The organism is Streptomyces sp. NPDC107498, from assembly GCF_055582805.1.
The window spans coordinates 460880-484623 of sequence record NZ_JBVJPE010000003.1 but is presented as its reverse complement, the minus strand read 5'-3'; the positions used below and the strand labels follow the sequence as shown (position 1 = coordinate 484623).

Sequence of the window (23744 nt, the reverse complement as noted above, 5' to 3'; positions counted from 1 at the left end):
TGAAGGAGTGGCCATGGCATCTGCATACCGGAGAAGATCGAGAACATGGCTGGGGGTGTTCACCGCCGGTCTCCTCGCTTCGGGCCCCGTCGTCCTCTCCTCTCCCGCCCAGGCCGTCGAATCCGTGACGACGACGGAATCCGGACCGTCCCCCACCGGCGCCATGGGCGCCTTCCTCGACTCGGGCAGCCTCGGCGTCAGCCGCATCAGACAGCTCGAACGGTGGCTCGGCGGCCGTGAGCTCCGCGTCGGCCACACCTACCTGCCGGGCGACCTCTGGTCGAACATCGAGGGACCCCCCGGCTTCCTCGAGGCCTGGGCCGACTGGCGCAACGAGCGCGTCAACCGCATGTTCGTCCTCAACGTGCCCATGCTGGAGCGCAACGAGGCCCGTCTCTCCGACCGCGAGGTCCGCCGCCAGCTCCAGCTCGGCGCCGCCGGGTACTACGACCACCACTTCACGACCCTCGCCGAACGCCTCGTCGAGCAGGGAGCCAGGGACACCGTCGTCGTCCTCGGCTGGGAGATGAACGGCACCACCTACAGCCACCGGTGCGCTCCCGATCCCACGGCGTGGAAGAAGTACTGGAACCGGATCGTCACGACGATGCGTTCCGTACCGGGCCAGAAGTTCCGTTTCGACTTCAACCCGAGCCGCGGCCTCGACGCGATTCCGTGGACCGAGTGCTACCCGGGCGACGACGTCGTCGACGTCATCGGCATGGATTCGTACGACCAGCCGTCCGGAAGCAGTTTCGACCGGCACGTCAGCGAGCCGTACGGGCTCCAGAAGCAGGTCGATTTCGCCGCCGAGCACGGGAAGCAGATCTCCTATCCCGAATGGGGGCTCTTCCGGAACGGCGACAACCCGGAATACATGCGGCGCATGCTGGAATGGCTCAAGCAGCACAAGCCGCTGTACCACACGATCACCGACTACTGCCCGCACGGCGTCTGGCAGTGCGACGACAACCCGCGGTCGTCGTCGGTGTTCCGCCAGATGCTGTACGGCACGGAACCGCAATTCCCGACGGACCCGGTCGACCCGACGATCCCCGAGCCGAAGCCGGAACCCAAGCCGGAACCGAAGCCTGAGCCCAAGCCTGAGCCGAAGCCGAAGCCGGAACCGAAGCCTGAGCCCAAGCCCGAGCCGAAGCCGGAACCCAAGCCTGAGCCGAAGCCTGAGCCCAAGCCCGAGCCGAAGCCGGAACCCAAGCCTGAGCCGAAGCCGGAACCCAAGCCTGAGCCGAAGCCTGAGCCGAAGCCGGAACCGAAGCCGGAACCCAAGCCCGAGCCGAAGCCCGAGCCCAAGCCTGAGCCGAAGCCGGAACCCAAGCCCGAGCCGAAGCCCGAGCCCAAGCCGGAACCCAAGCCCGAGCCGGAGCCCAAGCCCGACTGCTGGACCGTGGACCTCGGTTCGTGGGTGGAGAGCTGGATCGGCGGGCCCGTCTGCGTCCCGAAGGACGACTGGAAGGACGAGATCGACCTCGACTGGAAGGACGCCCTGAAGGAGGTCTGGCCCTTCTGACGTCCCTCACGGTGGCGGTGGCGGAGCTCATCCGCCGCCGCCACCACGGCCGAGCACCCGCCCCACCCAGGCCCGCTCCCGCGCCTGCCGGGCCGCCCAGCGGCGGGCGCCGACCGCGCCCGCGCGCAGCCACAGGAGCGGGGCCGTACCGCGCGCGGTGAGGAGCAGACGCCGGTTGCGCACCGGTTCGGGCCGCCAGTGCTGCTTGTACGGCTCGCTGCCCCGCAGCATGCTGAGCGTGGCCCGACCGCCCGCACTGGTCTCGCGGGCCCCGTGCCGCAGCAGCATCGTCGCCACGTCGACCTTGCGGGCGCGCAGCGCCGGGTCGGCGCCGTACAGGTAGCCGCCCGCGAGCCGGGGGGACATCAGGGTCAGGTCGGCGGCGACCACGTCCCCGGCGAGCCGGAACTCGGTGACCATCGCGTCGCCGCGCTCGACCATGGGCCGTACGGCACGGGTGAGGTGCTGGGCGAACCGCTCGCTGGTGTGTTCGGCGGTCACGCCCCGCCCCTGCCACTGGAGCCGATGCAGCGTCAGGAGCCGGTCGAGGGCGGCGGGGACCTCCTCGCCGGGCACCACGCGCGCGTCGATGCCGAGCGCGTCCAGTTTCCGCAGCTTGGCGCGGACCCGCTGGGCCTTCCCCGACGGGATCCGTTCGAGGAGCCCCTCCATGGGGACGGCGGGCAGCTCCAGGCAGAGCGAGTCGGGCAGCCGGCGGCGCGGGCCGCGCCAGTGGGCGAACACGCGTTCGCTGGCCGCCCCGGGCCGGACCTCCCGCAGGTCGACGACGGCACCCCGGGCGGCCCCCGCGAGGGCCCCGGCGAGGGCGGCCGCCGCCTCCGGACAGGCGTCGTCGAGGAGGACGTCCGTGAAGTCGGTGATGCTGCCGCCGAGCTGGGTGAGGACGGGCAGCGGCCCGGGGGCCCGCATCAGGGGTGCGGCGGCGACGAGTTCGCCGCCGTCCCGCCGTACGAGCACCACCCGCAGCGCACCGGACCGGCCGTACGAGAGCCACCAGGAGTGCAGCCAGGAGTGGGACTGGAAGGGGGTGGCGGAGGAGCAGCGCCCGTACAGCGCCGTCCACTCGGCCGAAAGCCGCCCGAACTCCTCCTCGTCACGGCAGACCTCGCTCCACAGGGCTCGCCGGTCGTTCGGGGTCCTCGTGCTCACACCGCCTCCGCCTGGTGCGTGGCGACCGCCGGGGCGGGCACCGCGGCGGACGCGGCCGGGGCGGTCGCCTGCCGGGAGTGCCGGGCCTCGCCGCGCGCGGCGGGACGCTTCGGGCGGACCAGGAGGACCAGGCCGCCGAGGAGGCCGCCCGCGCAGCCGCCGACGAGGGCGGAGAGCGGCGCGGAGGGCGAGACGGGCGCGGCGGGCCTGGTCGCGCGGGAGAACTGGACGACCTTCACGCCCGTGCTGCCCGCCACGTGCGAGCTGTTCAGGATGAGCGCGCGGGCCACCCCGTCGGCCATCGACACCGCCTGGGCGGGCTTCGCCGCCCGCGCGGTGATCGCGATCATCGGCGCGTCCGGGGAGGTCGCGGCCTGCACGTTCTTCCGCAGGGTGTCGGCGGTGACCCCCGCCCACACCTGGGCGTCGCCGGTCACCGCGATGTCGGTGGCGACCCGCCCGTACGCCTGGGCGAAGCCGACCGCCACCCCCGGGTCGGCCTTCTCGGCCGGCACGACGATGACGTAGCTGGTCGCCGCGTACTCCGGCGTCCTCACGGCTCCGTAGCCGCCGCCGAGGACCGCCCCGGCGAGGACGGCGGCGGGCAGCACCGTCCAGCGGCCGGGGGCCCGCAGGCCGGCGGGGAGGAGGGCACGGGATGGGGTGGTCTTCATGGGAGGGGTTCTCTCACTTCGCGGAGGAGGGGACGCCGTGGACGGCCTGGTCGTAGAGGGACATCAACTGCCCTGCGCTGTGCGCGATGTCGTAGCGGCGGGCCGCCGCCGGCAGCGGGAACCGGGCGAGCCGGGCGTCCCGGACGCCGCGCAGCGCGGAGGCCAGCTCGGGCACGGACCCGTCGATCCGGCGCGCGCCCGGTGCCGCGTCCGGGGGCAGGTCCTCGATCGCCGGGCAGGCCACGTACAGCACGGGGAGGCCCGCGGCGAGCGCTTCGACGATCGCGAGCCCGAAGGCCTCGTCGGGCGAGGTGGACACGAACACGTCCATGGCGGAGAGGAGTTCGGGCAGCGAGGGCCCGAGCGCGGCGACGCCCGGCGGGTCCTCGCAGGCCCCGAAGAGGAGGATCCGGCCGGCGGCCCCGCACTCCCGGGCGATCCGCAGCAGCTCCTCGCGGTGCTCGCCCTCGCCGACGAGGAGCAGCCGGGCCTCCGGCACCGAGGCCACCGCCCGGACCAGCCGGTCGAACCGCTTCCCGGGCGTGAGCCGCCCCACGCCGCCGACGACGTACGCGTCCTCGGGGATGCCGAGCACGCCCCGGGCGAGGCGCCGGGCGCGCGCGTCGAAGGCGAACCGGGCGGACTCGATGCCGTTCGGCACCACCCGGACGCGGTCCGGCGGCACGCCCCAGTCCACGAGCCGGCGGGCGACGCTGGGCGAGACGGCGACCGTGGACGTGCCGAGCCGCTCGGACGCCAGATAGAGCGCGCGGGTGCCCGCGGAGAGCGGCCGGCCCTCGATCTGGGTCTCGCCCAGCGAGTGCTCGGTGGCGATGACCCGGCGCACGCCGGCGAGCCGGGCCGCCGCCCTGCCGTACACGCACGCCCGGTAGAGGTGCGTGTGGACGAGGTCGTAGCGGCCCTGCCGGACGATCCGGGCGAGCCGGGGCAGCGCCCCGAGGTCGCGGTTCCCGGCCATGCCGAGGTGGACGACGGGCGTGCCGTCGGCCACGATGCCCGCGGCGACCGCGCCCGGGTTGGTGAGCGTGACCACCCCGCCGCCCGCCGGGAGGTGCCGGAGCAGCAGCCGGAGCTGCTGCTCGGCGCCGCCGATGCCGAGCCCGGTGATGACGTGCAGGACCTTCACGGCGCACCGACCGGGGTCGGGCCGTACGGGACGGGGAGCAGGTCGGCGGGGTGGCGCCGGCGCAGCGGGTGCAGGACGCGTTTGGCGGCGAGTCGCCAGGGGGTGTCGCTCTCGCCGATGTGGACGCGGGGCAGGGCGTACGTGCCGGTGTGCGGGCCCGGGTCGATCGCGCAGCCGTAGCGGTAGCCGGCCTTGCGCACGGCGCGGATCGCGCGCGGGTCGACCCGCCCGTACGGATAGCAGAAGCCGTCCACCGGCCGGCCGGTCATCTCCTCCAGGAGCTCACGGCTGTGCCGGGTCTCGGCCGTGAGCGTCGTGTCGTCGGCCTCGGTCAGCGGGACGTGCCGCAGGCCGTGCGAGCCGACCTCCATGCCGGCGTCGGCGATCCGCCGGATCCCGCCCTCGTCGAGCAGCGGCTTGCGCGGCCCGTCCGCGTCCCAGCCGTTCTCGCCGCCGAGACGGCCCGGCAGGACGTACACCGTCGCCGTGAACCCGTGGTGCAGCAGCAGCGGCAGCGCCGAGTCGAGGAAGTCCGCGTACCCGTCGTCGAAGGTCAGGCCCACCAGCCCCTTGGCGCGCCCCTCGCCGGCGGCGGTGAGCAGCTCCCGCACCGAGACCCCGCGCAGCCCCCGGTCGCCGAGCCAGTGCAGCTGCCGGGCGAAGCGCACGGGGGAGACGGTCACCCGGTACGGATCGTCAGCGGTGTCCGTGATCGAGTGGTACATCGCCACCCACAGGGGAGGCTTCCACAGGGGCGGCTTCGGCAGCGGACGGCGCAGCGCGGTGGCGGCGGGCATGGGGGGTCCTCCGGAAGGCGGAGCGGGGCAGGGGCGGGATCTCCGGCGCCTTGGCGGCGCAGACGATGAAGAGCAGGAAGACGCCGGCGACGACCAGCGCGGCGACGGCGACGGCGAGGACGGCGGAGTCGATCGCCAGCTGGCAGAGCCAGCCGGCGCCGGTGGCCCACGCGCCCGCGGTGGCGAGCCGGAGCAGTCCCTCGCCGAGCCGGTCGGCGCGGACCGGGACGGCCTGGCGGTGCGCGCCCCGCAGCAGCAGCACGGCGCTGAGGGTGATGCCGAGGGCGTTGGCACCGGCGATGCCGACGGCGCCCCAGTAGTGGGCGCCGGGGACGCCGGCGGCGGCGGTCGTGACGAGCCCGGCGGCCATGGCGGCGGCCGGGTACCAGAGCGGGCGGGCGGCGGAGAAGTAGCAGCGGACGAGGGCGCCGACCATGGTCTGGCCCAGCAGGCCGAGCGCGTACACCCGCATGACGGCGGCGGTGGCGACGGTGTCGGCACCGGTGAACTCGCCCCGTTGGAAGAGCAGTTCCACGATCCGGGGGGCGGCGGCGACGACCGTCGAGGCGCCGACGAGCACGACGACCGCGGCGAGCAGCAGATCCCGCTCGACCCGGCGGCGGGCCGCCTCCGGGTCGCCGGCGGCGAGCGCGCGTGCCACCACCGGGAAGCTGACCGTGCACAGCATCAGGGAGAGGATCATCGGCATCTGCGCGACCTTCTGCGCGTAGTTCAGGTGCGAGATGGCGCCGGCGGGCAGCGGCGAGGCGAGGAACCGCTCGATCAGGGTCTGGGACTGGCGGCACAGCGAGAACGCGACGACGGGCGCGATCAGCCCGAGGGCCAGGACGCGTCCCTCGCCGGCGGAGGCGGGCGCCGCCGGTTCCCGCCGAGGGGGCGTGCGCAGCGCGCGCAGGAGCGAGGGGGTCTGCACGAGGACCATCAGGACCCCGCCGACGGCGACCCCCGCGGCGGCGGACCGCACCCCCCACGGCTCGCGCAGCACCAGGATCGTCCCGATGATCCCCGTGTTGTACGCCACGTAGATCGCCGCCGGCGGCAGGAACCGGCCGTGCGCCCGCAGCGCCGCCGAGCAGTACCCCACCAGGGCGAAGGACAGCACGCAGGTCCCGGTGAGCCGCGTGCAGTCGACGGCGAGCCCCGGGTCGGGCAGCCCCGGCGCGAGCGCGGCCACGAGCAGCGGCGCCGCGACGATCAGGACGACGGCGGCGAGTCCGAGGGCGAGGACGATCCGGGGGAGCGTCCCGCGCACCAGCTCGCGCACCGGGTCGCCGGGCAGGTCGGCCGAACGCCGGGCCAGGGCACGGGAGAAGGCGGGCACCAGGATCAGCGCCATCGCGTCCTCGATGAGCAGCGTCGAGGCGAACTCGGGCACCGTCCACGCCACCAGGAACGCGTCGGTCCCGGCCCCGGCCCCGAAGTATCCGGCCATGATCTGGTCCCGCACGAGTCCGAGGACCGCCCCGGCCGCGGTCAGCCCCGCCGTCACGGCCGCCGCCCTCGCCAGGAACCCGCCGCCCCCGGGCGCGCCGGCGCGAGGCCCCCGCACGCGGGCGTGCGCCCGGCGCCCGGTGGGCGGGACGGCGGTCCGCGGGGCCGTCGCGGGCGCGGCGGCCCGGGAGCCGGCGGCCCGGGGGCCGGCGGGACGGCGCGCCACGCGCCGCGCCCCGGCGAGCAGCCCGGTGGAGACGGCCGCCCCCGCGACCGCGGCCGCCGCGGCTCCCGCCCCCGGCAGCACGACCGCCCCCGGGGCCCACGGGGAGTCCGTGGGGCCCGGAGGCGAGGCCTGCCAGGGGTCGGTCAGCGGGGTGCCGCAGGGCGGCCGGGGCGCGGGGCGCGGCCCGCCGGCCCGCGGCGCGTCCGTGGGCTCCGGTTCCCCGGCCCACGGGTCACGCACGCCTCACCTCCGCGAGCGACCACCAGGCCGCCAGACCGAACACGACCGACATCAGGACCGTCGAGGGGCCGCCGATGTCCGCGTAGAAGAAGTCGACGAGCTGCCAGGCGAGCAGGCCCGTCGCGACGAGCGCGCAGTCCGCGCCGAGCCGCTGCCGCCGCAGCGCGCCGACGAGCAGCGCCACCCAGCTCCCGGCCAGGGCGAGGAACCCCACCAGGCCCTGCTCGCTCAGCACCAGGAGGTACATGTTGTGCGGCGAGAGCAGCGGCTGGCGCGCGAAGGCGGCGCCCGCGCCGGCCGTGTCGCTGCCGGAGGAGAGCGCGAGCGAGGCGTTCGAGTCGCGGTACTGGGGGAAGCCCTTGAGGCCGACGCCCGTGACCGGCTCCGCGCGCCACATCCGCCCCGCCGCCGCCCACATCGTGTACCGGTCCGTCACCGACCGGTCCGGCGCCGCCGTCACCTGCGTGATGCTGGCGACCCGCTCCTCCACCATCTCCGAACCGATCCCGAAACCGCCGACCAGCACCACCCCGAGCGCGGCCGCCGCGAGCGCCACCCGCACCGCCCGCCGGACCCCCGCCAGCAGCAGCTGGACCGCGCAGGTGAGCACGGTCGCGATCCACGCGCCCCGGCTGAACGACAGCACCAGCGGGACGAAGAGGAGGCCCGCGCAGACCGTCGCGACCGTGCGGACGCGGCCGGGGCCGCTGCCGAGCGCGATTCCGGTGACGACGACGAGCCCGTACGCCACGACCGTCGCCATGCCCATCACGTCGGTGGCCCCGAAGGTGCCGACGGCCCGGATGTCCTCGCCCTGGTACGAGGCGCCCGTGCCCGTCAGGTACTGGGCGACGCCGACCGCGCCCTGGAGCAGCGCGAACGCGACCAGGCCCCAGGCGATCACGGCGAAGTCCCGCCGGTCGCGGACCGTCAGGAGCACGGCCGCCGGCACGAGGACGAAGACCTGCAGGTAACGGGCGACTCCCGGCAGGCTCGCCGCCGGGTCGTTCGAGGTGATCGCGGCCAGGCAGATCCCGAGCACCGGCAGGCCGAGGACGACGGCCGTCGCCCGGGTCAGCGGCCGGGCCCCGCCGCGCAGCACCCGCACCAGGCAGATCAGGACGAGGAGGCCGGAGGCCGCGTCCGCGACCGTCCCCGTCCCCCCGGTGCCGCCCTGCGCGCCGCCGTCGCCCGGGACGAGCAGCAACGCGATCACGGCGAGGACCGGGGACAGCGTCCCGGCCCGGCGGAGCAGGTCCCGTACGCCCCCGGCCTCCGGCGCGGCCGGGACCGCCGGCGCCGTCGTCACGGCCGTGGCCATCCTCAGCTCCCCGTGGGTCGGACGAGCCCGGCCGCCGTGCGCAGCAGGATGCAGACGTCCTGCCAGAGCGACCAGTGGTCGATGTAGTGGTTGTCGAAGCGGCAGCGGTCCTCGATCGAGGTGTCGCCGCGCAGCCCGTGCACCTGCGCCAGGCCCGTGAGCCCCACGGGCATCCGGTGCCGGGCCGCGTACCCGGCGTGGATCTTGCTGAACTGGGCGACGAAGTAAGGGCGTTCGGGCCGGGGGCCGACCAGGCTCATGTCCCCGCGCAGCACGTTCCACAGCTGCGGCAGCTCGTCCAGGGAGGTCTTCCGCAGGAAGCTCCCGGCCGCGCTCATCCGCCGGTCACCCGCCACGTTCCACCGGGTCGCCGACTCGGCGTCGTCGGAGGGGCGCAGCGTACGGAACTTGAGCAGCGTGAAGTGCCGGCCGTGCTGGCCCACCCGCTCCTGCCGGAAGAGCACCCCGGGGCCGTCCGAGAGCCGCACGGCCAGCGCGCACAGCAGCAGCACCGGCAGGGCGACCGCGAGCGCGGGGGCGGCGAACACGATGTCGAGGGCCCGCTTCGCGGCCCGCCCGCGGCGCTCGCGCAGCGGGACGATCCGCTGCCAGGCGTACCCCCACACGTGCGCGCCCATCGGCCCGTCCTGGTGCCGGCCGCCGACCCGCCAGGTGGCGCAGCCGTACTGCTGGAAGAGCATCACCAGACCCGGGTCGTCGTCGAGGAACACGGCGTCGCGCACGGCGTTCTGGATGACCGCCCGGTGGATCTCCTCGGTCGTGGTGAGCACCGGGAGCCCGGCCTCCCCGGTCGCCCGGGACGCACCGCCCTGCTCCGGCACGCCCACGATCCCGACCGGCCGCACCCCGTACTCGGGGTGCTGGACGGCCGCCGCGGCGAACCGGCGCGCGGCCACCGCCCCGCCGATGACGAGCGCCGACCGCGGACGCTCCCGCGCGATCCGGCGCCGCCGCCCGAGCAGCAGGGCGCGGACCAGGCACACCAGAGCGACGTGCGTGCCGTAGGCGGCGCAGAGCCGCAGCGGTCCGATCGCCAGGGCGGGGGAGTACGCGGCGACCGCGGCCGCCGCCAGACACCAGGCGAACCCGGCGCGGGAGCCCAGGGCGGGCAGCTCGTCGAGGGCCCGGGTGTGCGCGGCCGGCCGGTGGAGCCCCGCGTGCCCGTCGAGGACGAGGACGACCGCCACGACCGGCAGCACGAGCCGCACGTCGTGGTGCGCCGCGCTCAGCACCGACGCGGCGGCGAGGACGGCCAGGACGTCGACCGCCACGAGCGCCGCCACGCCGGACCGCGGCCGCTCGCGCCGGTGGCGCGGCAGCACGAGCCGGCCGGGGGCGCCGCGGCGCGGCGCGAGGGAGACACGGCCGAAGGCCTGGCCCGCCGTGGGCCAGGGGCCCGGTGAGGAGGGAACGCTGGTACTTTCCGTGGTCACTGCGCAATCGGCTCTCTGTGCTCGGCCCCCCGCACTCCGGCCAGCTCGCGGTACACGTCCGCGACGGCCGCGCCGGTGCGCCGGACATCGAATCTGCTGAGTACGTGCTCGTGGGCCTCGCGGCCCAGGCGGTGCCGCAGCTCCGGCCTGCCGAGGAGGCGGCCCAGAGCGGTGGCGAGCGCGGCCGGGTCCTCGGGCGGGACCAGGCACGGGGGTTCGTGGGCGGGCGGCAGGCTCTCGCGCGCGCCGTCCACGTCGCTGACGACGACCGGCCGGCCGGCGGCCATGGCCTCCAGGGGCGCGAGGGCCATGCCCTCCCAGCGGGACGGCAGGACGACCACGTCGGCGGCCCGGTACCAGGGCACGGGGTCCTCGACGGCCCCCGTGAACCGCACCGACGGGCCGGCCGCGGCCCGCAGCGCCTCCGCGTCCGGGCCGTCGCCGACCAGGACGAGCCGGGCCGCGGGCACCTCCGCGAGGACGGCGGGCCAGGCGGCGAGCAGGACGTCCTGCCCCTTCTGCCGGCAGAGCCGGCCCACGCAGACGACCGTGGGCACCGGATTGCGGGGAGGCCCGTCGGTGGCGAACCGGGCCGTGTCCACGCCGTTGTGGACGACCGACCAGTCCGCCACGACCCCGGCCGCCTCGCCGGTACGCCGCTCGGCCTCGCTCACGCACAGGACGCGGTCCGTCCACCGGGCGCCGAACCGCTCCCAGCTCCGGGCGACCGCGGCGGTCCTCCCCCCGACCGCCTCGAAGGACCAGGCGTGCGGCTGGTACACCGTCGGGATCCGCCCCCGCACGGCGAGCCGGGCGCACAGACCGGCCTTGGCGCTGTGCGCGTGGACGAGCCCGGGCCGGACCGTACGGACCAGCCGGGCCAGCTCCCGCGTCTCGCGCAGGACGGCGGGCCCGGGGTCGCGGCCGGCCCGCCAGTCGTGGGTCTCGGCGCCCTCGGCGCGGACGGCGGCGGAGAGCCGGGTGCCGGGCGGGCAGGCGACCGCGACCCGCAGGCCGGCGGCGCGCTGGGCGCGGACCAGGTCGACGACGACACGGGCGACCCCGCCGTCACCGGGCTGGACCGCGTGCAGGACGGTGACGGACCCGAGGTCCGTGGAGAATGGTGACAGCACGTCAGCGCCGGACGTCCGCCTGGAGGAAGACCGCGCCGAGCCAGACGGTGTCCTTCCGGCTGCCGATCCGGACGTGGACCCGGTCGCCCCCGGAGCGCAGCGCGCCCCGCAGGTCGAACACGTCGGAGTCGTACCCGAGGGTGTTCGCACGATCCGGTCGGCGCACGGTACGACCGGCGCCGAATTCGGTGACGGTGGAGTTCAGGACGTCGTCCGCGGAATTGGCGGAATCGGAGAGACGGGTGCTCTTCGAACGGCTCGTCTCCACCGACAGGTAATCCCCGGAAGTCCCGCGGTCGCCGTCGTAGGCGATCAGCCCGAGACGCCCCGGGACGCCCCGGGGGAAACGGTTTCCGTCGACCGGGACGCGCAGCTCGCCGGCGCGCGGACCGACCGTTTCGAAACCGTCCCAGACGCTGATCCTGCGCAGCGGTTCCGAGGCCTTCTCGTACGCGGCGACGAGCGTCCAGCCGCCCCAGCCGCCCACCGGGGAGCGGCCCATCGCCACGTTGACCTGCGCGACGGTCCACTGCCCCGGATGCGACCGGCGGACCAGCTCCGTGACGTCGGCGGACGCCTGGAAGGCGTCGGCCCCGTCGGCCGTGCGGTGACCGATCACGGAGTCGGCGAACAGCGCCTTGTACCGCCCCCCGGGCTCGGCGATCAGGACGCGGCCGTCGTCCTTCGGCGGCTTCTGCTCGCCCACCCGCAGGTTCCCGCCCCAGTAGAGCCGGGCCCAGGTGACCCGGGCACCCGCCGGCACCGCGAGCGCGGCGCGGCTGGAGTTGTACGTGTGGGGGTCGTCGTCCACGTCGACGTACCTGATCGAGGCGCCGTCGTTGACCGACTCGGTGCCCCCTGCACCCTTCACCGAGGTGTTGGCGGCGCGCACGATCCCACCGTGCTGGACGGCCTGGTGGCGGGCGGTGAACGGGACGCGGGCCGCCTCCCGTGGCCTGGGCGCGGCTGCGGAGGCGCCGGGCAGCGCGGCGGCCAGGGCCGCACACGACACGGCGCACAACACGCTGCGACGCACCGCAAGAACCGCTGAATTCCGCATACAGGTTCTCCGCTTTGCTGAGAGAAGGGAGGGAAGACCCGAGCAGGCCGGGGAAGATGAAGGTGTCGTCCGCACGAAATGAGTGAACGCGCGGCGGGCCCGGAAGCAACGTTCGGGAACGTTATAACCCCGATGCGGGGCGATAGTAAGCATTAGATGCCCGGAAACGCTAACTCCCGTATCCGGGCGCCCGGTTCCTCGTTGAGCGTGTTGCGCCATTCCGCGCCCAGTCCCTCCAATGGCCCTCTTATGGCCCAAAGATCGGTTGAACGTCACCCGTTCGGGAGAGCAACCGATGAAAAGCCGGAGCGTTGTTGAGAGAGCCGGGCCGAACAGTCCGCGCAGTCCGAGTTGGATGAATTCGATCGAGGAGCACCTCCCCATGTCCCGTATCGCCAAGGCCGTTGCCCTGACCGCCACCGCCGCCGCCGCCGTCGCCGGTGCCGCGGGTGTCGCCGCCGCCGACGCCGGCGCCGAGGCCGCGGCCGTGAAGTCCCCCGGTGTCCTCTCCGGCAACGTCGTCCAGGTCCCGGTCCACATCCCGGTCAACCTCTGCGGCAACACCGTCAACGTCATCGGCGCGCTGAACCCGGCCTTCGGCAACACCTGCGTCAACGCCTGATCTCGCACGCCTGATCGGTCCTTCCGAAGCCGGTGCGCCCACCCGCCGGGGTGGGCGCACCGGCTTTTTCCTCGCCGTCACTGGTTCGGTACTCGTTCGGACGCACCCTCGTGCGCCGTCCGGTGCAACGGCGTACGCCCCTTCGAGGGCAGGGCCCGGGGGCGGATTCACCCGAACGGAGGCGTGGCGCTCCGTAGTCCCGCGGTTGCGGACGGCCATACCCGCAGGCACCGTGAGAGGGCAGTTGTCCGACGCATAAGGAAAAGGAACACATATGCGTCCCCTGGCCACACGCCACCTCACCGCCCTGGCGATATCCGCCGCCCTCACCCTCGGCACGGCGGGATCCGCCTTCGCCGACGAACACCACCCGTCCTCCACGGTCGACCGGGCCGTGCGCGAGCCCCTTCCGGACACCGCCGCCCTGCTGGACCAGGCCGAAGCGCTCGGCGAGCTCGGCCCGGTGACGGCCCCCGTGGCCGAACTCGTCACGGCCGCCCTCGAGGCCGACTCCGGCCGGCTGTCCACGACCGACGTCGAGGCCTTCAAGGCCGAGATCGCCGCAGCGGTCGACCAGGCGAAGGCCACCGCCCCCGACCTTCCGGTCACGCCCCCGGCCGCCGGACTCCCGGCGAAGCCGCCCGTGACCCTGCCCGTCGCGACCGACACGGCGGCGTCCGGCGGGGCCGCCCCGGCGGACCTCGTGTCCGACGCCCTCTCGGGCGTCGAGAAGGCGGTCGCCGCCCTGCTCGCCACCGTCACCTCCGGCGGCACCGGCGGTCTCGTACCGCAGGTCACCTCCACGCTGACCTCGCTGGTCAACCTGGTCGTCTCCACCGTGCTCGGCGGCGGGCTGCCCGCGCCGGACCCGGCCGGAGCGCCCGCGCTCCCGGCCACCGCGCCCGAACTGCCGGTCAAGCCCCCGCTGCCCGTCCGGTAGCGCCCCGCGCCCCGTACCGGCCCGGCCTCCGCCGGGCCGGTACGGGCGTGTGCGATCGGCAAATAGCACCGGCCGCATCGATCGGGTGCAGTACCGAGAAATCCTTCCTCCCGGAGTTTCCGGCGCGCCCACTCCTCGTTACAGAAGCAGAACGATGTACAGGATTCCGCCAAGAGCCCTGTACGGAACGTGACTTGAAAGCACAGAGGAAGGATTCACTCCATGAAGCCCACCAAGGTCGCCGCGGTCGTCGCCGGTTCGCTGATGGCCCTGGGCGCCGCCGCGCCCGCCATGGCCACGGAGGCGCTGACCCCCACCAGCCTGAACGGCGGCCTCGAAGCGATCGCCGCCAACGGGCTCAAGAGCGACATGCTGAGCAGCACCACGGACGGCTCCCCGGTCCAGACCGTGACGAAGGCGGCGGAGCAGTTGAACACCGCCACCAAGGGCGCCTCGCTGCTCGGCGGCCTCCCCCTGGGCGGCTGACGTCACCTCGGTGACGCCTGCCCCGCGGGCATTTACGGCGGACCTCCGGGCCGCCGTTCCTCACGGTCGGCTGATCGAATGATTTTCTGATCAGCTGCCGTGTGGCCCCGGCTGTGCGCCGGGCGCCGACCCATACCCTCTGGCCGATCCCACGTGAACGTCGGTGCGGATCAGACCGGTCGGAGCGAGGGGGGATCCTCGCCGGTCTCCCTTTCTCCAGAGGAAGAGCGGTATGCGGTCCATCATCAGCAGGAAAGTACTCACCGCGGCGGCAGCGACCGGCATCCTGTCGCTGAGCGGGGGCTTCGCCCTGGCCGCGAACTCCCACTCCGGCACGGGCGACGGGCCCGGCGCCGGCAGGGCCGGCCATGTCCGGGCCACCCTTCCGGCGGACGTCTGCGGCAAGTCCATGGAGCTCGGCGGGGCCGTCGCGGCAGCCGTCGGAGACCTCTGCGACCAGGCGGAGGACCCCGACGGCTACGGCGAGGAGCCGGGCGGCTACGGCGAGGGGCCGGGGCCGACGGGCCACCCCACGGGACATCCGACCGAGCACCCGACGGGCCATCCGACTGATCACCCGACCGAGCACCCGACGGGCCACCCGACCGAGCACCCGACTGGTCACCCGACCGGGCACCCGACTGGTCACCCGACCGGGCACCCGACTGGTCACCCGACCGGGCACCCGACTGGTCACCCGACCGGCCACCCCACCGGTCACCCGACCGAGCACCCGACCGGTCACCCGACTGGTCACCCGACGGGCCACCCCACCGGTCACCCGACTGATCACCCGACCGAGCACCCCACCGGTCACCCGACTGGTCACCCCACCGGTCACCCGACTGATCACCCGACCGAGCACCCCACCGGTCACCCGACTGATCACCCGACCGAGCACCCGACCGAGCACCCGACCGAGCACCCGACCGAGCACCCGACCGAGCACCCCACCGGTCACCCCACTTGTGAGCAGGGTCCGCATCACGATTGCGGGGAGCTGCCCGGGACCGGTATGGACCCCGCGCTCATGGGTGCCGCCGCGATCAGTGCCGCGCTGGTCATCGGCGGTGGCGTCGTCTACCTCCGCGGCGGACGGCTCGCCCGCCGGCACTGAGCCCACCTGCCGGAACCGCGTCAACCGGGGCCCCCGCCTTCACCGGTGAGGGCCCCGCGCGTTGCTGCACACGGGTTAGTCCCGCGACGTTTCGGCCGAGGGACTCGTTCTCCTCACATGACTCTGCGTTCTCACGCCGGCATGGGGCTCCTCATGACCGCACTCGCCTCCGCCGCCCTGGCCTCTCCCGCCGCCGCCGTCGAGGCTCCGGTGATCGTCCCGCTCCAGGGCCTGGAACCGGTCCTGCCGATGGACGCGCCGACCGTGGCGACCGGCGTTCCCGTTCCGATGCCCGGCGCGCCCACCGGTTTCCAGAAGGGCGTCGGCGCGCTCCCGGACGTCGCCCTGCCCAGCGTTCCGCTGACCGGCACCCTGCCGGAGACCGTCGTCGACGCGCCGCTGCCCGAGCTCCTCAAGGGCAGCGAGCCCGGTCGCGCCCTGCTCAGCAACCCGCACTCGGAGATGCAGGCGGCCACCCCGGGCGCCGTCGTCGGCAACCCGGTGGAAGCCCCGCGCGGCAACGGGCTCGCCGGACTCCCGGACCTGGCGAAGCCCCAGCTCGGCCTCCTCACCCCGGTGCTCAGCGGGGCCCTCGACCCCCAGTTGGGTCTGGTGCCGGACGCGGGCTGACGCCTTCGCGTCCCCGTTCATGCGTACGACCGGTGACCGGGCGGGTGAAGGCACGATTCTTCCCCGCCACCCCAAGGGCCGTCGGTCGTTGCAAGAGAAGGCTTGTCGCATGGCCGCGGCCCGCGGGCCGAAGGCGTCCCGTCGTATCCGACGGCGGACGGCATTCGGGTCGCGGGCCATTTTTCGGTTTTCCTCCGTCCCGTTCGGCCCAATGGCCGTGACCCGTCACGGTGACCGGCGTTGAACGGAAGTGACGGCCGTGATTCCTGCGGTCGCTTTCCAGCCCAAGGAGTTCTTGATGTCTCGCATCGCGAAGGCTGCCGCCGTTCTCGCCGGCACGGGTGCCGTTGCCCTCAGCGGAGCCGGCCTGGCCGTCGCCGACGCCGGCGCCGGGGCCGTCGCCGCCCACTCGCCCGGTGTCGCCTCCGGCAACGCCGTCCAGGTTCCGATCCACGTCCCGATCAACCTCTGCGGCAACACCGTCAACGTCATCGGTCTGCTGAACCCGGCGTTCGGCAACACCTGCATCAACGCCGACGGCAACGGCGGTGGCCACAGCAACGGTGACGGCGGCTACGGCGGCTGATCCCCCGTTTCACGCGAATGTCCCCCCGGCCGCCCGGCCGGGGGGACATTCGCGTGCGGGGCTCACGCGTACCGGTAGATCCGGCTGTGGTCGAACATCGACGCCGGGGTCACGCCCCAGGGCGCCATCGGCTCGTGCCGGGCGACGACCTTGCGGTGCTGCGCGTCGCCCAGGGGCGGCGGCTCCGCCGGCAGATAGGCGGCGCCGGGGTTCCGCTGCTGCCAGCGCGACCAGACCAGGTCGACGAAGGAGTGGTGCAGCCAGAAGACCGGGTCGTTCACGGAGCCGCCGCCGAGCATCAGGCCGCCCACCCAGCGGTGCACCCGGTTGTGGATCCGGAACCGCTCGTTGCCCCGGCCGGGCGCCCAGCCCTCCAGGGTGTTGCGGAAGCCGGTGGCGCTCGTCGAGTTCCAGGGCGCGGCGTCGTACACCCGCTCGCGCATCACCTCGTCGAGTTGAGCCGCGGTGGGGAGCGTGATCGGGTCGCGGGGGCGGCCGAAGTCCCTGGTCAGATAACGGGTGTCGGTCATCGACTGGGTGATCGCCCACCGGCCGGCGGAGTGCGCGAACGGGCCGGTCATCACCTGGAGGTCGGCCCGGCGCCCGTTGCCGCCCATGAAGTCCTCGCGCCAGATCGAGGAGGCGGGGGAGTTGTCCCGGGTCCAGTCCCAGTACGGGACGGAGACCGTCGGGTCGATCCGGCGCAGGGCCGTCTCGAACTCCAGCAGGAACTTGCGGTGCCAGGGCAGGAAGCTCGGCGTCATGTGGGCGGTCCGGAGCCGGCCCTCCCCGTCGGCCGTGTAGTGGTCGATGTGGGTGCGGACGAAGCGGTCGTACGCACCGGTGCGCTTGAGCTCCAGGACGGCGGCGACGAACCTGCGGCGCTCGGCGCCGGTCAGGTCGCGCTGGTTCTTACGCGTGTACACCACGCGGGCTCCCTCCCGTCGGGTCGGTGGGGACGCCGTGGGCACCCGCGAGGGGGGAGAGCCGGGCGGTGCCCAGTTCGTCCACGGCCGCGCGGGTGGCCGCCAGGGGCGTCGGGCAGGACTCGTAGTGGTCGATCGGAGTGACGTAGCCGCCGTCGGCGCAGCGCATCAGGTGCAGCGGCCGGCCGTCGACGAGGGCCGTCGGCTCGCCGCCGGGGCCGGAGAAGCCCAGGATGCGCCGGCCCCGGTACGTCTCGTCGAAGGCGTGCGGATCGCGCGTGCCCCCCGGTTCCGGTCGGCTCGCGACACGGCCGAGCACACCGCCCGTGAAGGCGGTGACGGCAAGGGCGAACAAGGACCGCAGTGCGACGCGGCGCGGGACGATCATCAGTGATCTCCTGGTGGTCGGCTTATGCCCTCAGGGCACAACGATGAAAACCCGGGTTCGTTGCGGCGGAAATGCCAGTGGGGTGAATGTCGGCCGTTCGGGTGAAAGCGGAGCGGGAAAAGGACGGTTGGAGCATTAGCATCCGGTTGCATGACCACTTCCGACGTCGTTTCCTCGGCGCGCAGCGCCTCTCCGCTGGGAACTCTCACGGTGATTCCGTGGGCCAGCGAGCCCTCCGCCGACTCGGCGGGAACGCCGTTCCTGATGGCGTATTCGCTCGGTGACGGCCGGGACGGCCCGGAAGCCGGCCGGCAGGCGATGCGCGCGGCCCTGGAGTCGATGAACCTCTCGGTCGGCGACCGGCTCTTCGACCTGGAGAAGGACGCCGGGATCAACGCCTCGCTGCTCGTCGAGGGCGGTTCCGCCGTGCTCACGCTGCCCTTCCTGAAGGTCCAGTGCCCGGTGCCGGACGAGTGGGAGGCGGCCGCCCGCGCCGAGGGCAAGGTCTACTTCCTCTGCTCCGTACGGCCCTGGTCCGAGGGCGTGCCCGGAGAGCCCGTCGACGAGGCGCGGCTGCGGGCCTTCGTCGCGGACGAGGAGATGCTCGCCGACTGCGCCCACGTCCTGCTGCCGGTCCGCCGCGTCCAGGGCTGAGCGGGAGGGGGGCGCGTCATGGCGACGGTGGACGTACGGAGCGGGGCGCCGGGGCGGCGGCGGGACGGGACCGAGCGGGAGACCGGCGGGCCGATCGGCGCGAGCCGGGCCCTGGCCTGGCTGCTGCTCGTCACCGGGGCCGCGGGCGTGCTCGCCGGCTGGGTGATCACGATCGACAAGTTCAAGCTCCTGGAGGACCCCGGTTTCCAGCCCGGGTGCAGCCTGAACCCGGTCGTGTCCTGCGGCAACATCATGAAGAGCGAGCAGGCGGCGGTGTTCGGCTTCCCGAACCCGATGCTCGGGCTCGTCACGTACGCCGTCGTCGTCGCCGTCGGTGCCGGGCTGCTCGCCGGGGCCCGCTACCGGGGCTGGTTCTGGCTCGGCCTCAACGCCGGGATGCTCTTCGGGGTCGGCTTCTGCACCTGGCTGATGTACCAGTCGCTGTACGAGATCAACGCGCTCTGCCTGTGGTGCTGTCTGGCCTGGACCGCCACCCTCACCATGTTCTGGTACGTCACCGCGCACAACGTCCGGGAGCGCCTGCTGCCCGCGCCGGCGGGGCTGCGGACCTTCCTCGGCGAGTTCGCCTTCGCCCTGCCCGTCCTGCACGCCGGGATCATCGGGATGCTGATCCTGACCCGCTGGTGGGACTTCTGGACGAGCTGACGTGAACCGCCTCCCCGCCTGGTTCACCTGGCCGCGGGCCGCACTGACCGTGCTGCTCGCGGCCGTTGTCGTCCTCCTCCTGCTGCCCGACCGGCTCGTGCCGGGCGGTCGGCACGCCGGGACGGGGACCGCACCCGGGCAACGGCCGCTGCCGGGCGTCCCCTCGGGTTTCTTCACCGGCTCCGACGAGGCCGGGGTGCGCCGGATCGCACAGGTGCAGGCCTGGCTCGGCGGCGACTCCCTGACCGTCGGCCACACCTACCTGCCGGGCGACCGCTGGTCCAACATCGAGGGGCATCCGGCCCTGTTCGGGCCCTGGGCGCGCTGGAAGGCCGAGCGGCCGGGGCGCCTCTTCGTGCTGAACGTGCCGATGCTCGACCGCAACGAGGCCGGTCTTCCGGACGCCGAGGTGCGGGCCGGGCTGCGCCGGGGCGCGGACGGGGCGTACGACGGGCACTTCCGGACCCTGGGGGAGCGGCTCGTGGGGCACGGACTCGGCGACGCGGTCCTGGTGCTCGGCTGGGAGATGAACGGCACCACGTACGGCCACCGCTGCGCACCGGACCCGACGGCCTGGAAGGCGTACTGGCGGCGGGTGGTGGGGGTGCTGCGGGACGTGCCGGGGCAGCGGTTCCGCTTCGACTTCACGCCGAGCCGGGGGCGCGACGCGATCCCCTGGCCGCACTGCTACCCGGGCGACGACGTCGTCGACGTCCTCGGGATGGACGCGTACGACCAGCCGGCCGGGCTCTCCTTCGAGGAGCAGGTGGACGAGGAGTACGGGCTCGCGCACCACGTGCGCTTCGCGGCGGCGCACGGCAAGCCCGTCTCGTACCCGGAGTGGGGGCTCTTCAGGAACGGCGACAACCCGGCGTACGTACGGGGGATGCTGGACTGGTTCGCGGCGCACCGGCCCGTGTACCAGACCGTCACCGACTACTGCCCGCACGGGGTGTGGGAGTGCGCCGACAATCCCGAGTCGGCGCGGATCGTGCGGGCCGCGCTAGGCGGGCGGCCCTGAGGGCGTCAGGCCGTTCCCGAGGGTGTCGACCGTCCGGTCGAGGAGGGCGACGAGGTCGTCGGTGCCGCCGTGCTCGGCCCAGTACAGGGTCGCCTCGCGCAGGGCGCCGAGGGCCGCCGCCGTGAAGACCCGCACCTCCAGGTCGTCCGCGTCCCGGCCGGTGCGGTCGGCGATCGCGCGGGCGAGGCGGCGGCCGGTGACCGCGGTGGTCTCGGCGAGCCGGGCGCGCACGGCGGGGATCTCCACCATGAGCCGGGCGCGCAGCCGGGTCTCCTCGGGTTCCTCGTCGAGGGCGGTGCGGACGGCTTCGAGGACGACCGCCCGGAGCGACGCGAGGGGGTCCTCGGCGGCGGGGCGGGCGCGCAGCCGGGCTTCGAGTTCCGCGTCGTTCTCGGCGGTGAGGAGGATGTCCTCCCGGGCCGGGAAGTAGCGCACGACGGTGGAGGGGGAGACCTCGGCGGCCGCGGCGATGCGCTCGGTGGTGGCGGCGTCCCAGCCCTGCTCGGCGGCGAGCCGGTAGGTGGCCTTCCGGATCGCCGCGCGGGTCTTCGCCTTCTTCCGTTCGCGCAGGCTCATGACCGTCATTGTCCCAGGTCAGGAGGGTCGGACGAGCGGCCGACCGGGCGTGTCGGTCAGGCGTGCCGGTAGGCGACCAGCGAGATGCCGACGTAGTGGACGACGAAGGCCGCCAGGGTCAGCGAGTGGAAGACCTCGTGGAAGCCGAACCAGCGCGGTGAGGGGTTCGGGCGCTTGATGCCGTAGATGACGCCGCCCGCGCTGTAGAGCAGGCCGCCGACGACGACGAGGACGAGGACGGCGATGCCGCCCGCGCGCATGAAGTCGGGCAGGAAGAAGACGGCGGCCCAGCCCATCGCGATGTAGCAGGGCGTGTACAGCCAGCGAGGGGCGCCGACCCAGAAGACGCGGAAGGCGATGCCGGCGGCGGCCGCGGCCCAGACCGCCCACATGAGCGGCTTCGCCGTGGAGTCGGGGAGCAGCAGCAGGGTGAGCGGGGTGTAGGTGCCCGCGATGATCAGGAAGATGTTGGCGTGGTCGAGGCGCCGGAGCACGGCCTCGCCGCGCGGGCCCCAGTCGCCGCGGTGGTACAGCGCGCTGATGCCGAAGAGGAGGCAGGCGGTGAGGGCGTAGATCCCGCAGGCGATGCGGGCGCGGGGCGAGTCGGAGAGGGCGACGAGGGCGAGGCCCGCGACGATCACGGCGGGGAACATGCCCGCGTGCAGCCAGCCTCTGAGCCGGGGCTTCGTCGGGAGCGGCAGGGCGCGCTCGGTCGGTGTCACTTCCGGCGTGGCTGCAGTCATGACACCGAATCCTAGGCGGTGTCCCGTCGCCCGGGGCGGATCGGGCGGGACACCCCTCGGTCATGCGTCCGCGGGTACCGGACATGAGTGGCGATGCTCACATGTGCACCCCCCTGGACATATGGGCGTAACCATCGGATGATCAAATGAGTGCGGTCGGCACCGGATGAGCAGCTACGAAGCATCCGGGTCGCGGCCCCCACGGGGCATACATCTGAAAACCCCTCTTCAAGGAGCAATCGTGGCGCGCGACAACGCGGCTCCCACCGACGTCCCCACCCAGCACCAGGAGCTCGTCTCCTGGGTGAACGAGATCGCCGAGATCACTCAGCCGGACGACATCGTCTGGTGCGACGGATCCGAGGCCGAGTACGAGCGCCTGTGCGAGGAGCTCGTCGCCAAGGGGACGTTCAAGAAGCTCGACCCGGTCAAGCGCCCGAACTCGTACTACGCCGCCTCCGACCCGTCCGACGTCGCGCGCGTCGAGGACCGGACCTTCATCTGCTCCGAGAAGGAGGAGGACGCGGGCCCGACCAACCACTGGAAGGCCCCGGCGGAGATGAAGGAGATCTTCGCGGGCGAGAAGGGCATCTTCCGCGGCTCCATGCGCGGCCGCACCATGTACGTCGTGCCCTTCTGCATGGGCCCGGTCGGCTCCCCGCTCTCCGCCATCGGCGTCGAGATCACCGACTCCGCGTACGTCGCCGTCTCCATGCGCACCATGACCCGCATGGGACGGGCCGTCCTCGACGAGCTCGGCACCGACGGCTTCTTCGTCAAGGCCGTCCACACCCTCGGCGCCCCCTTGGAGGAGGGCCAGGAGGACGTGCCGTGGCCCTGCAACACCACCAAGTACATCTCGCACTTCCCCGAGTCCCGCGAGATCTGGTCGTACGGCTCGGGCTACGGCGGCAACGCCCTGCTCGGCAAGAAGTGCTACGCGCTCCGCATCGCCTCCGTCATGGCGCGTGACGAGGGCTGGCTCGCCGAGCACATGCTCATCCTCAAGCTGACCCCGCCGCAGGGCGAGGCCAAGTACGTCGCCGCCGCCTTCCCGTCGGCCTGCGGCAAGACCAACCTCGCGATGCTGGAGCCCACGATCTCCGGCTGGACGGTCGAGACCATCGGCGACGACATCGCCTGGATGCGCTTCGGCGAGGACGGCCGCCTCTACGCGATCAACCCCGAGGCCGGCTTCTTCGGCGTCGCGCCCGGCACCGGCGAGCACACCAACGCCAACGCCATGAAGACCCTCTGGGGCAACTCCGTCTTCACGAACGTCGCGCTCACCGACGACGGCGACGTGTGGTGGGAGGGGATGACCGAGACGGCCCCCGCGCACCTCACGGACTGGAAGGGCAACGACTGGACGCCGGAGTCCGAGACCCCGGCCGCCCACCCCAACGCCCGCTTCACCGTCCCGGCCGGCCAGTGCCCGACGATCGCCCCCGAGTGGGAGGACACCAAGGGCGTCCCGATCTCCGCGATCCTCTTCGGCGGCCGCCGCGCCTCCGCCGTCCCGCTGGTCACCGAGTCCTTCGACTGGAACCACGGTGTCTTCCTCGGCGCGAACGTCGCCTCCGAGAAGACCGCCGCCGCCGAGGGCAAGGTCGGCGAGCTGCGCCGCGACCCCTTCGCCATGCTGCCGTTCTGCGGCTACAACATGGGCGACTACATGGCCCACTGGGTCAAGGTGGGCCAGACCGCCGCGGCGAAGGGGGACGCGTCGAAGCTCCCGAAGATCTACTACGTGAACTGGTTCCGCAAGAACGACGCCGGCAAGTTCGTCTGGCCCGGCTTCGGCGAGAACAGCCGCGTCCTGAAGTGGATCGTCGAGCGCCTCGACGGCAAGGCCGAGGGCGTCGAGACCCCGATCGGCATCCTGCCGACCGCCGAGTCCCTCGACACCGACGGCCTGGACCTGCCGGCCGAGGACCTGGAGTTCCTCCTCAAGGTCGACCGCGACGTGTGGCGCGAGGAGGCCGCCCTCGTCCCCGACCACCTGAACACCTTCGGCGACCACACGCCGAAGGAGCTGTGGGACGAGCACCGCGCCCTCGTGGAGCGCCTCGGCTAGTTCCCCCGAGACTCGTGGTGGGTTGCCCCGAAACACCGCCCTGACCAGTGGGGTCACGACGGCCCACCACGACGCAACCGGCCCCCGGAGCCCCCTCAGGCCCCGGGGGC

The 23744-nt window shown here is 73.7% G+C and carries 24 protein-coding genes; 11 read left to right on the top strand and 13 right to left on the bottom strand.

Translation table 11 applies throughout. From position 1 onward, the window contains the following. Positions 1-13: 13 nt before the first annotated feature. Positions 14-1528 carry a glycoside hydrolase family 26 protein gene (locus ACZ66Z_RS07905; protein ID WP_469933113.1) on the top strand — a complete coding sequence of 505 codons (1515 nt, stop codon included), beginning with the start codon at positions 14-16 and terminating at the stop codon, positions 1526-1528. 27 nt (positions 1529-1555) lie between these two features. Here the strand turns inward: ACZ66Z_RS07905 and ACZ66Z_RS07900 are convergent, their stop codons facing one another. The 9 genes from ACZ66Z_RS07900 to ACZ66Z_RS07860 all read right to left on the bottom strand — a co-directional run bounded on the left by ACZ66Z_RS07900 (position 1556) and on the right by ACZ66Z_RS07860 (position 12202). Continuing rightward, positions 1556-2698, bottom strand: a complete 1143-nt coding sequence (locus ACZ66Z_RS07900; protein ID WP_469933112.1) for a GNAT family N-acetyltransferase — start codon at positions 2696-2698, stop codon at positions 1556-1558. After that, positions 2695-3372 carry a YveK family protein gene (locus ACZ66Z_RS07895; RefSeq protein WP_469933111.1) on the bottom strand — a complete coding sequence of 226 codons (678 nt, stop codon included), beginning with the start codon at positions 3370-3372 and terminating at the stop codon, positions 2695-2697. Before ACZ66Z_RS07895 ends, ACZ66Z_RS07900 begins: the two co-directional genes overlap by 4 nt. A gap of 13 nt (positions 3373-3385) precedes the next feature. Next, a complete protein-coding gene (locus tag ACZ66Z_RS07890; RefSeq protein ID WP_469933110.1) occupies positions 3386-4519 on the bottom strand; it encodes a glycosyltransferase in 1134 nt (377 codons plus the stop codon). Further along, positions 4516-5316, bottom strand: a complete 801-nt coding sequence (locus tag ACZ66Z_RS07885; protein WP_469933109.1) for a polysaccharide deacetylase family protein — start codon at positions 5314-5316, stop codon at positions 4516-4518. Before ACZ66Z_RS07885 ends, ACZ66Z_RS07890 begins: the two co-directional genes overlap by 4 nt. Continuing rightward, positions 5216-6994, bottom strand: coding sequence for a murein biosynthesis integral membrane protein MurJ (gene murJ / locus ACZ66Z_RS07880; RefSeq protein WP_469933201.1), 1779 nt, complete (start codon positions 6992-6994; stop codon positions 5216-5218). The genes ACZ66Z_RS07885 and murJ overlap by 101 nt, the downstream gene beginning before the upstream one ends. Before the next feature lie 232 nt (positions 6995-7226). Further along, a complete protein-coding gene (locus tag ACZ66Z_RS07875; RefSeq protein WP_469933108.1) occupies positions 7227-8555 on the bottom strand; it encodes an O-antigen ligase family protein in 1329 nt (442 codons plus the stop codon). A 2-nt stretch (positions 8556-8557) separates the two neighbouring features. Then, positions 8558-10009, bottom strand: coding sequence for a sugar transferase (locus tag ACZ66Z_RS07870; RefSeq protein WP_469933107.1), 1452 nt, complete (start codon positions 10007-10009; stop codon positions 8558-8560). After that, entirely contained in the window at positions 10006-11142 is a 1137-nt protein-coding gene (locus ACZ66Z_RS07865) for a glycosyltransferase family 4 protein (protein ID WP_469933106.1), read from the bottom strand. Before ACZ66Z_RS07865 ends, ACZ66Z_RS07870 begins: the two co-directional genes overlap by 4 nt. Position 11143: 1 nt before the next feature. Further along, positions 11144-12202 carry a DUF3344 domain-containing protein gene (locus ACZ66Z_RS07860; RefSeq protein WP_469933105.1) on the bottom strand — a complete coding sequence of 353 codons (1059 nt, stop codon included), beginning with the start codon at positions 12200-12202 and terminating at the stop codon, positions 11144-11146. A 382-nt stretch (positions 12203-12584) separates the two neighbouring features. Between ACZ66Z_RS07860 and ACZ66Z_RS07855 the strand changes: the two genes are divergently transcribed. The 6 genes from ACZ66Z_RS07855 (at position 12585) to ACZ66Z_RS07830 (ending at position 16583) form a co-directional block, all read left to right on the top strand. Then, positions 12585-12824 carry a chaplin gene (locus tag ACZ66Z_RS07855; protein WP_469933104.1) on the top strand — a complete coding sequence of 80 codons (240 nt, stop codon included), beginning with the start codon at positions 12585-12587 and terminating at the stop codon, positions 12822-12824. 274 nt (positions 12825-13098) lie between these two features. Further along, entirely contained in the window at positions 13099-13764 is a 666-nt protein-coding gene (locus ACZ66Z_RS07850) for a hypothetical protein (RefSeq protein ID WP_469933103.1), read from the top strand. A gap of 222 nt (positions 13765-13986) precedes the next feature. Beyond that, positions 13987-14250 (top strand): hypothetical protein, encoded by a 264-nt coding sequence (locus ACZ66Z_RS07845; protein ID WP_190155047.1) that lies wholly within the window; start codon positions 13987-13989, stop codon positions 14248-14250. 232 nt (positions 14251-14482) lie between these two features. Beyond that, entirely contained in the window at positions 14483-15367 is an 885-nt protein-coding gene (locus ACZ66Z_RS07840; protein ID WP_469933102.1) for a hypothetical protein, read from the top strand. Between the two features lie 117 nt (positions 15368-15484). After that, on the top strand, positions 15485-15997 hold the full coding sequence (locus tag ACZ66Z_RS07835; protein ID WP_469933101.1) for a hypothetical protein: 513 nt from the start codon (positions 15485-15487) through the stop codon (positions 15995-15997). Positions 15998-16295: 298 nt separating this feature from the next. Beyond that, positions 16296-16583: a chaplin gene (locus ACZ66Z_RS07830; RefSeq protein WP_469933100.1), complete on the top strand. Its 288-nt coding sequence runs from the start codon at positions 16296-16298 to the stop codon at positions 16581-16583. 62 nt (positions 16584-16645) lie between these two features. Here the strand turns inward: ACZ66Z_RS07830 and ACZ66Z_RS07825 are convergent, their stop codons facing one another. Both ACZ66Z_RS07825 and ACZ66Z_RS07820 read right to left on the bottom strand, forming a co-directional pair. Next, on the bottom strand, positions 16646-17512 hold the full coding sequence (locus ACZ66Z_RS07825; RefSeq protein ID WP_469933099.1) for a tyrosinase family protein: 867 nt from the start codon (positions 17510-17512) through the stop codon (positions 16646-16648). Further along, a complete protein-coding gene (locus ACZ66Z_RS07820; RefSeq protein ID WP_469933098.1) occupies positions 17496-17897 on the bottom strand; it encodes a tyrosinase family oxidase copper chaperone in 402 nt (133 codons plus the stop codon). Before ACZ66Z_RS07820 ends, ACZ66Z_RS07825 begins: the two co-directional genes overlap by 17 nt. A gap of 150 nt (positions 17898-18047) precedes the next feature. On the opposite strand from ACZ66Z_RS07820, the gene ACZ66Z_RS07815 reads away from it, so the two are divergent. The 3 genes from ACZ66Z_RS07815 to ACZ66Z_RS07805 are packed head-to-tail and all read left to right on the top strand — an operon-like array spanning position 18048 to position 20238. Then, positions 18048-18551 (top strand): DUF5949 family protein, encoded by a 504-nt coding sequence (locus ACZ66Z_RS07815; protein ID WP_469933097.1) that lies wholly within the window; start codon positions 18048-18050, stop codon positions 18549-18551. Positions 18552-18569: 18 nt separating this feature from the next. Then, the gene (locus ACZ66Z_RS07810; RefSeq protein WP_469933096.1) at positions 18570-19217 is read left to right on the top strand and encodes a vitamin K epoxide reductase family protein; all 648 of its coding nucleotides are present in this window, start codon (positions 18570-18572) and stop codon (positions 19215-19217) included. Between the two features lies 1 nt (position 19218). Then, positions 19219-20238 (top strand): glycoside hydrolase family 26 protein, encoded by a 1020-nt coding sequence (locus ACZ66Z_RS07805; RefSeq protein ID WP_469933095.1) that lies wholly within the window; start codon positions 19219-19221, stop codon positions 20236-20238. Here the strand turns inward: ACZ66Z_RS07805 and ACZ66Z_RS07800 are convergent. Both ACZ66Z_RS07800 and trhA read right to left on the bottom strand, forming a co-directional pair. After that, entirely contained in the window at positions 20221-20814 is a 594-nt protein-coding gene (locus tag ACZ66Z_RS07800) for an acyl-CoA-like ligand-binding transcription factor (RefSeq protein WP_469933094.1), read from the bottom strand. The genes ACZ66Z_RS07805 and ACZ66Z_RS07800 overlap by 18 nt on opposite strands. 56 nt (positions 20815-20870) lie before the next feature. Next, the gene (gene trhA / locus ACZ66Z_RS07795; protein ID WP_469933093.1) at positions 20871-21557 is read right to left on the bottom strand and encodes a PAQR family membrane homeostasis protein TrhA; all 687 of its coding nucleotides are present in this window, start codon (positions 21555-21557) and stop codon (positions 20871-20873) included. Between the two features lie 241 nt (positions 21558-21798). Between trhA and ACZ66Z_RS07790 the strand changes: the two genes are divergently transcribed. After that, the gene (locus tag ACZ66Z_RS07790; RefSeq protein ID WP_469933092.1) at positions 21799-23634 is read left to right on the top strand and encodes a phosphoenolpyruvate carboxykinase (GTP); all 1836 of its coding nucleotides are present in this window, start codon (positions 21799-21801) and stop codon (positions 23632-23634) included. Positions 23635-23744 lie beyond the last annotated feature (110 nt).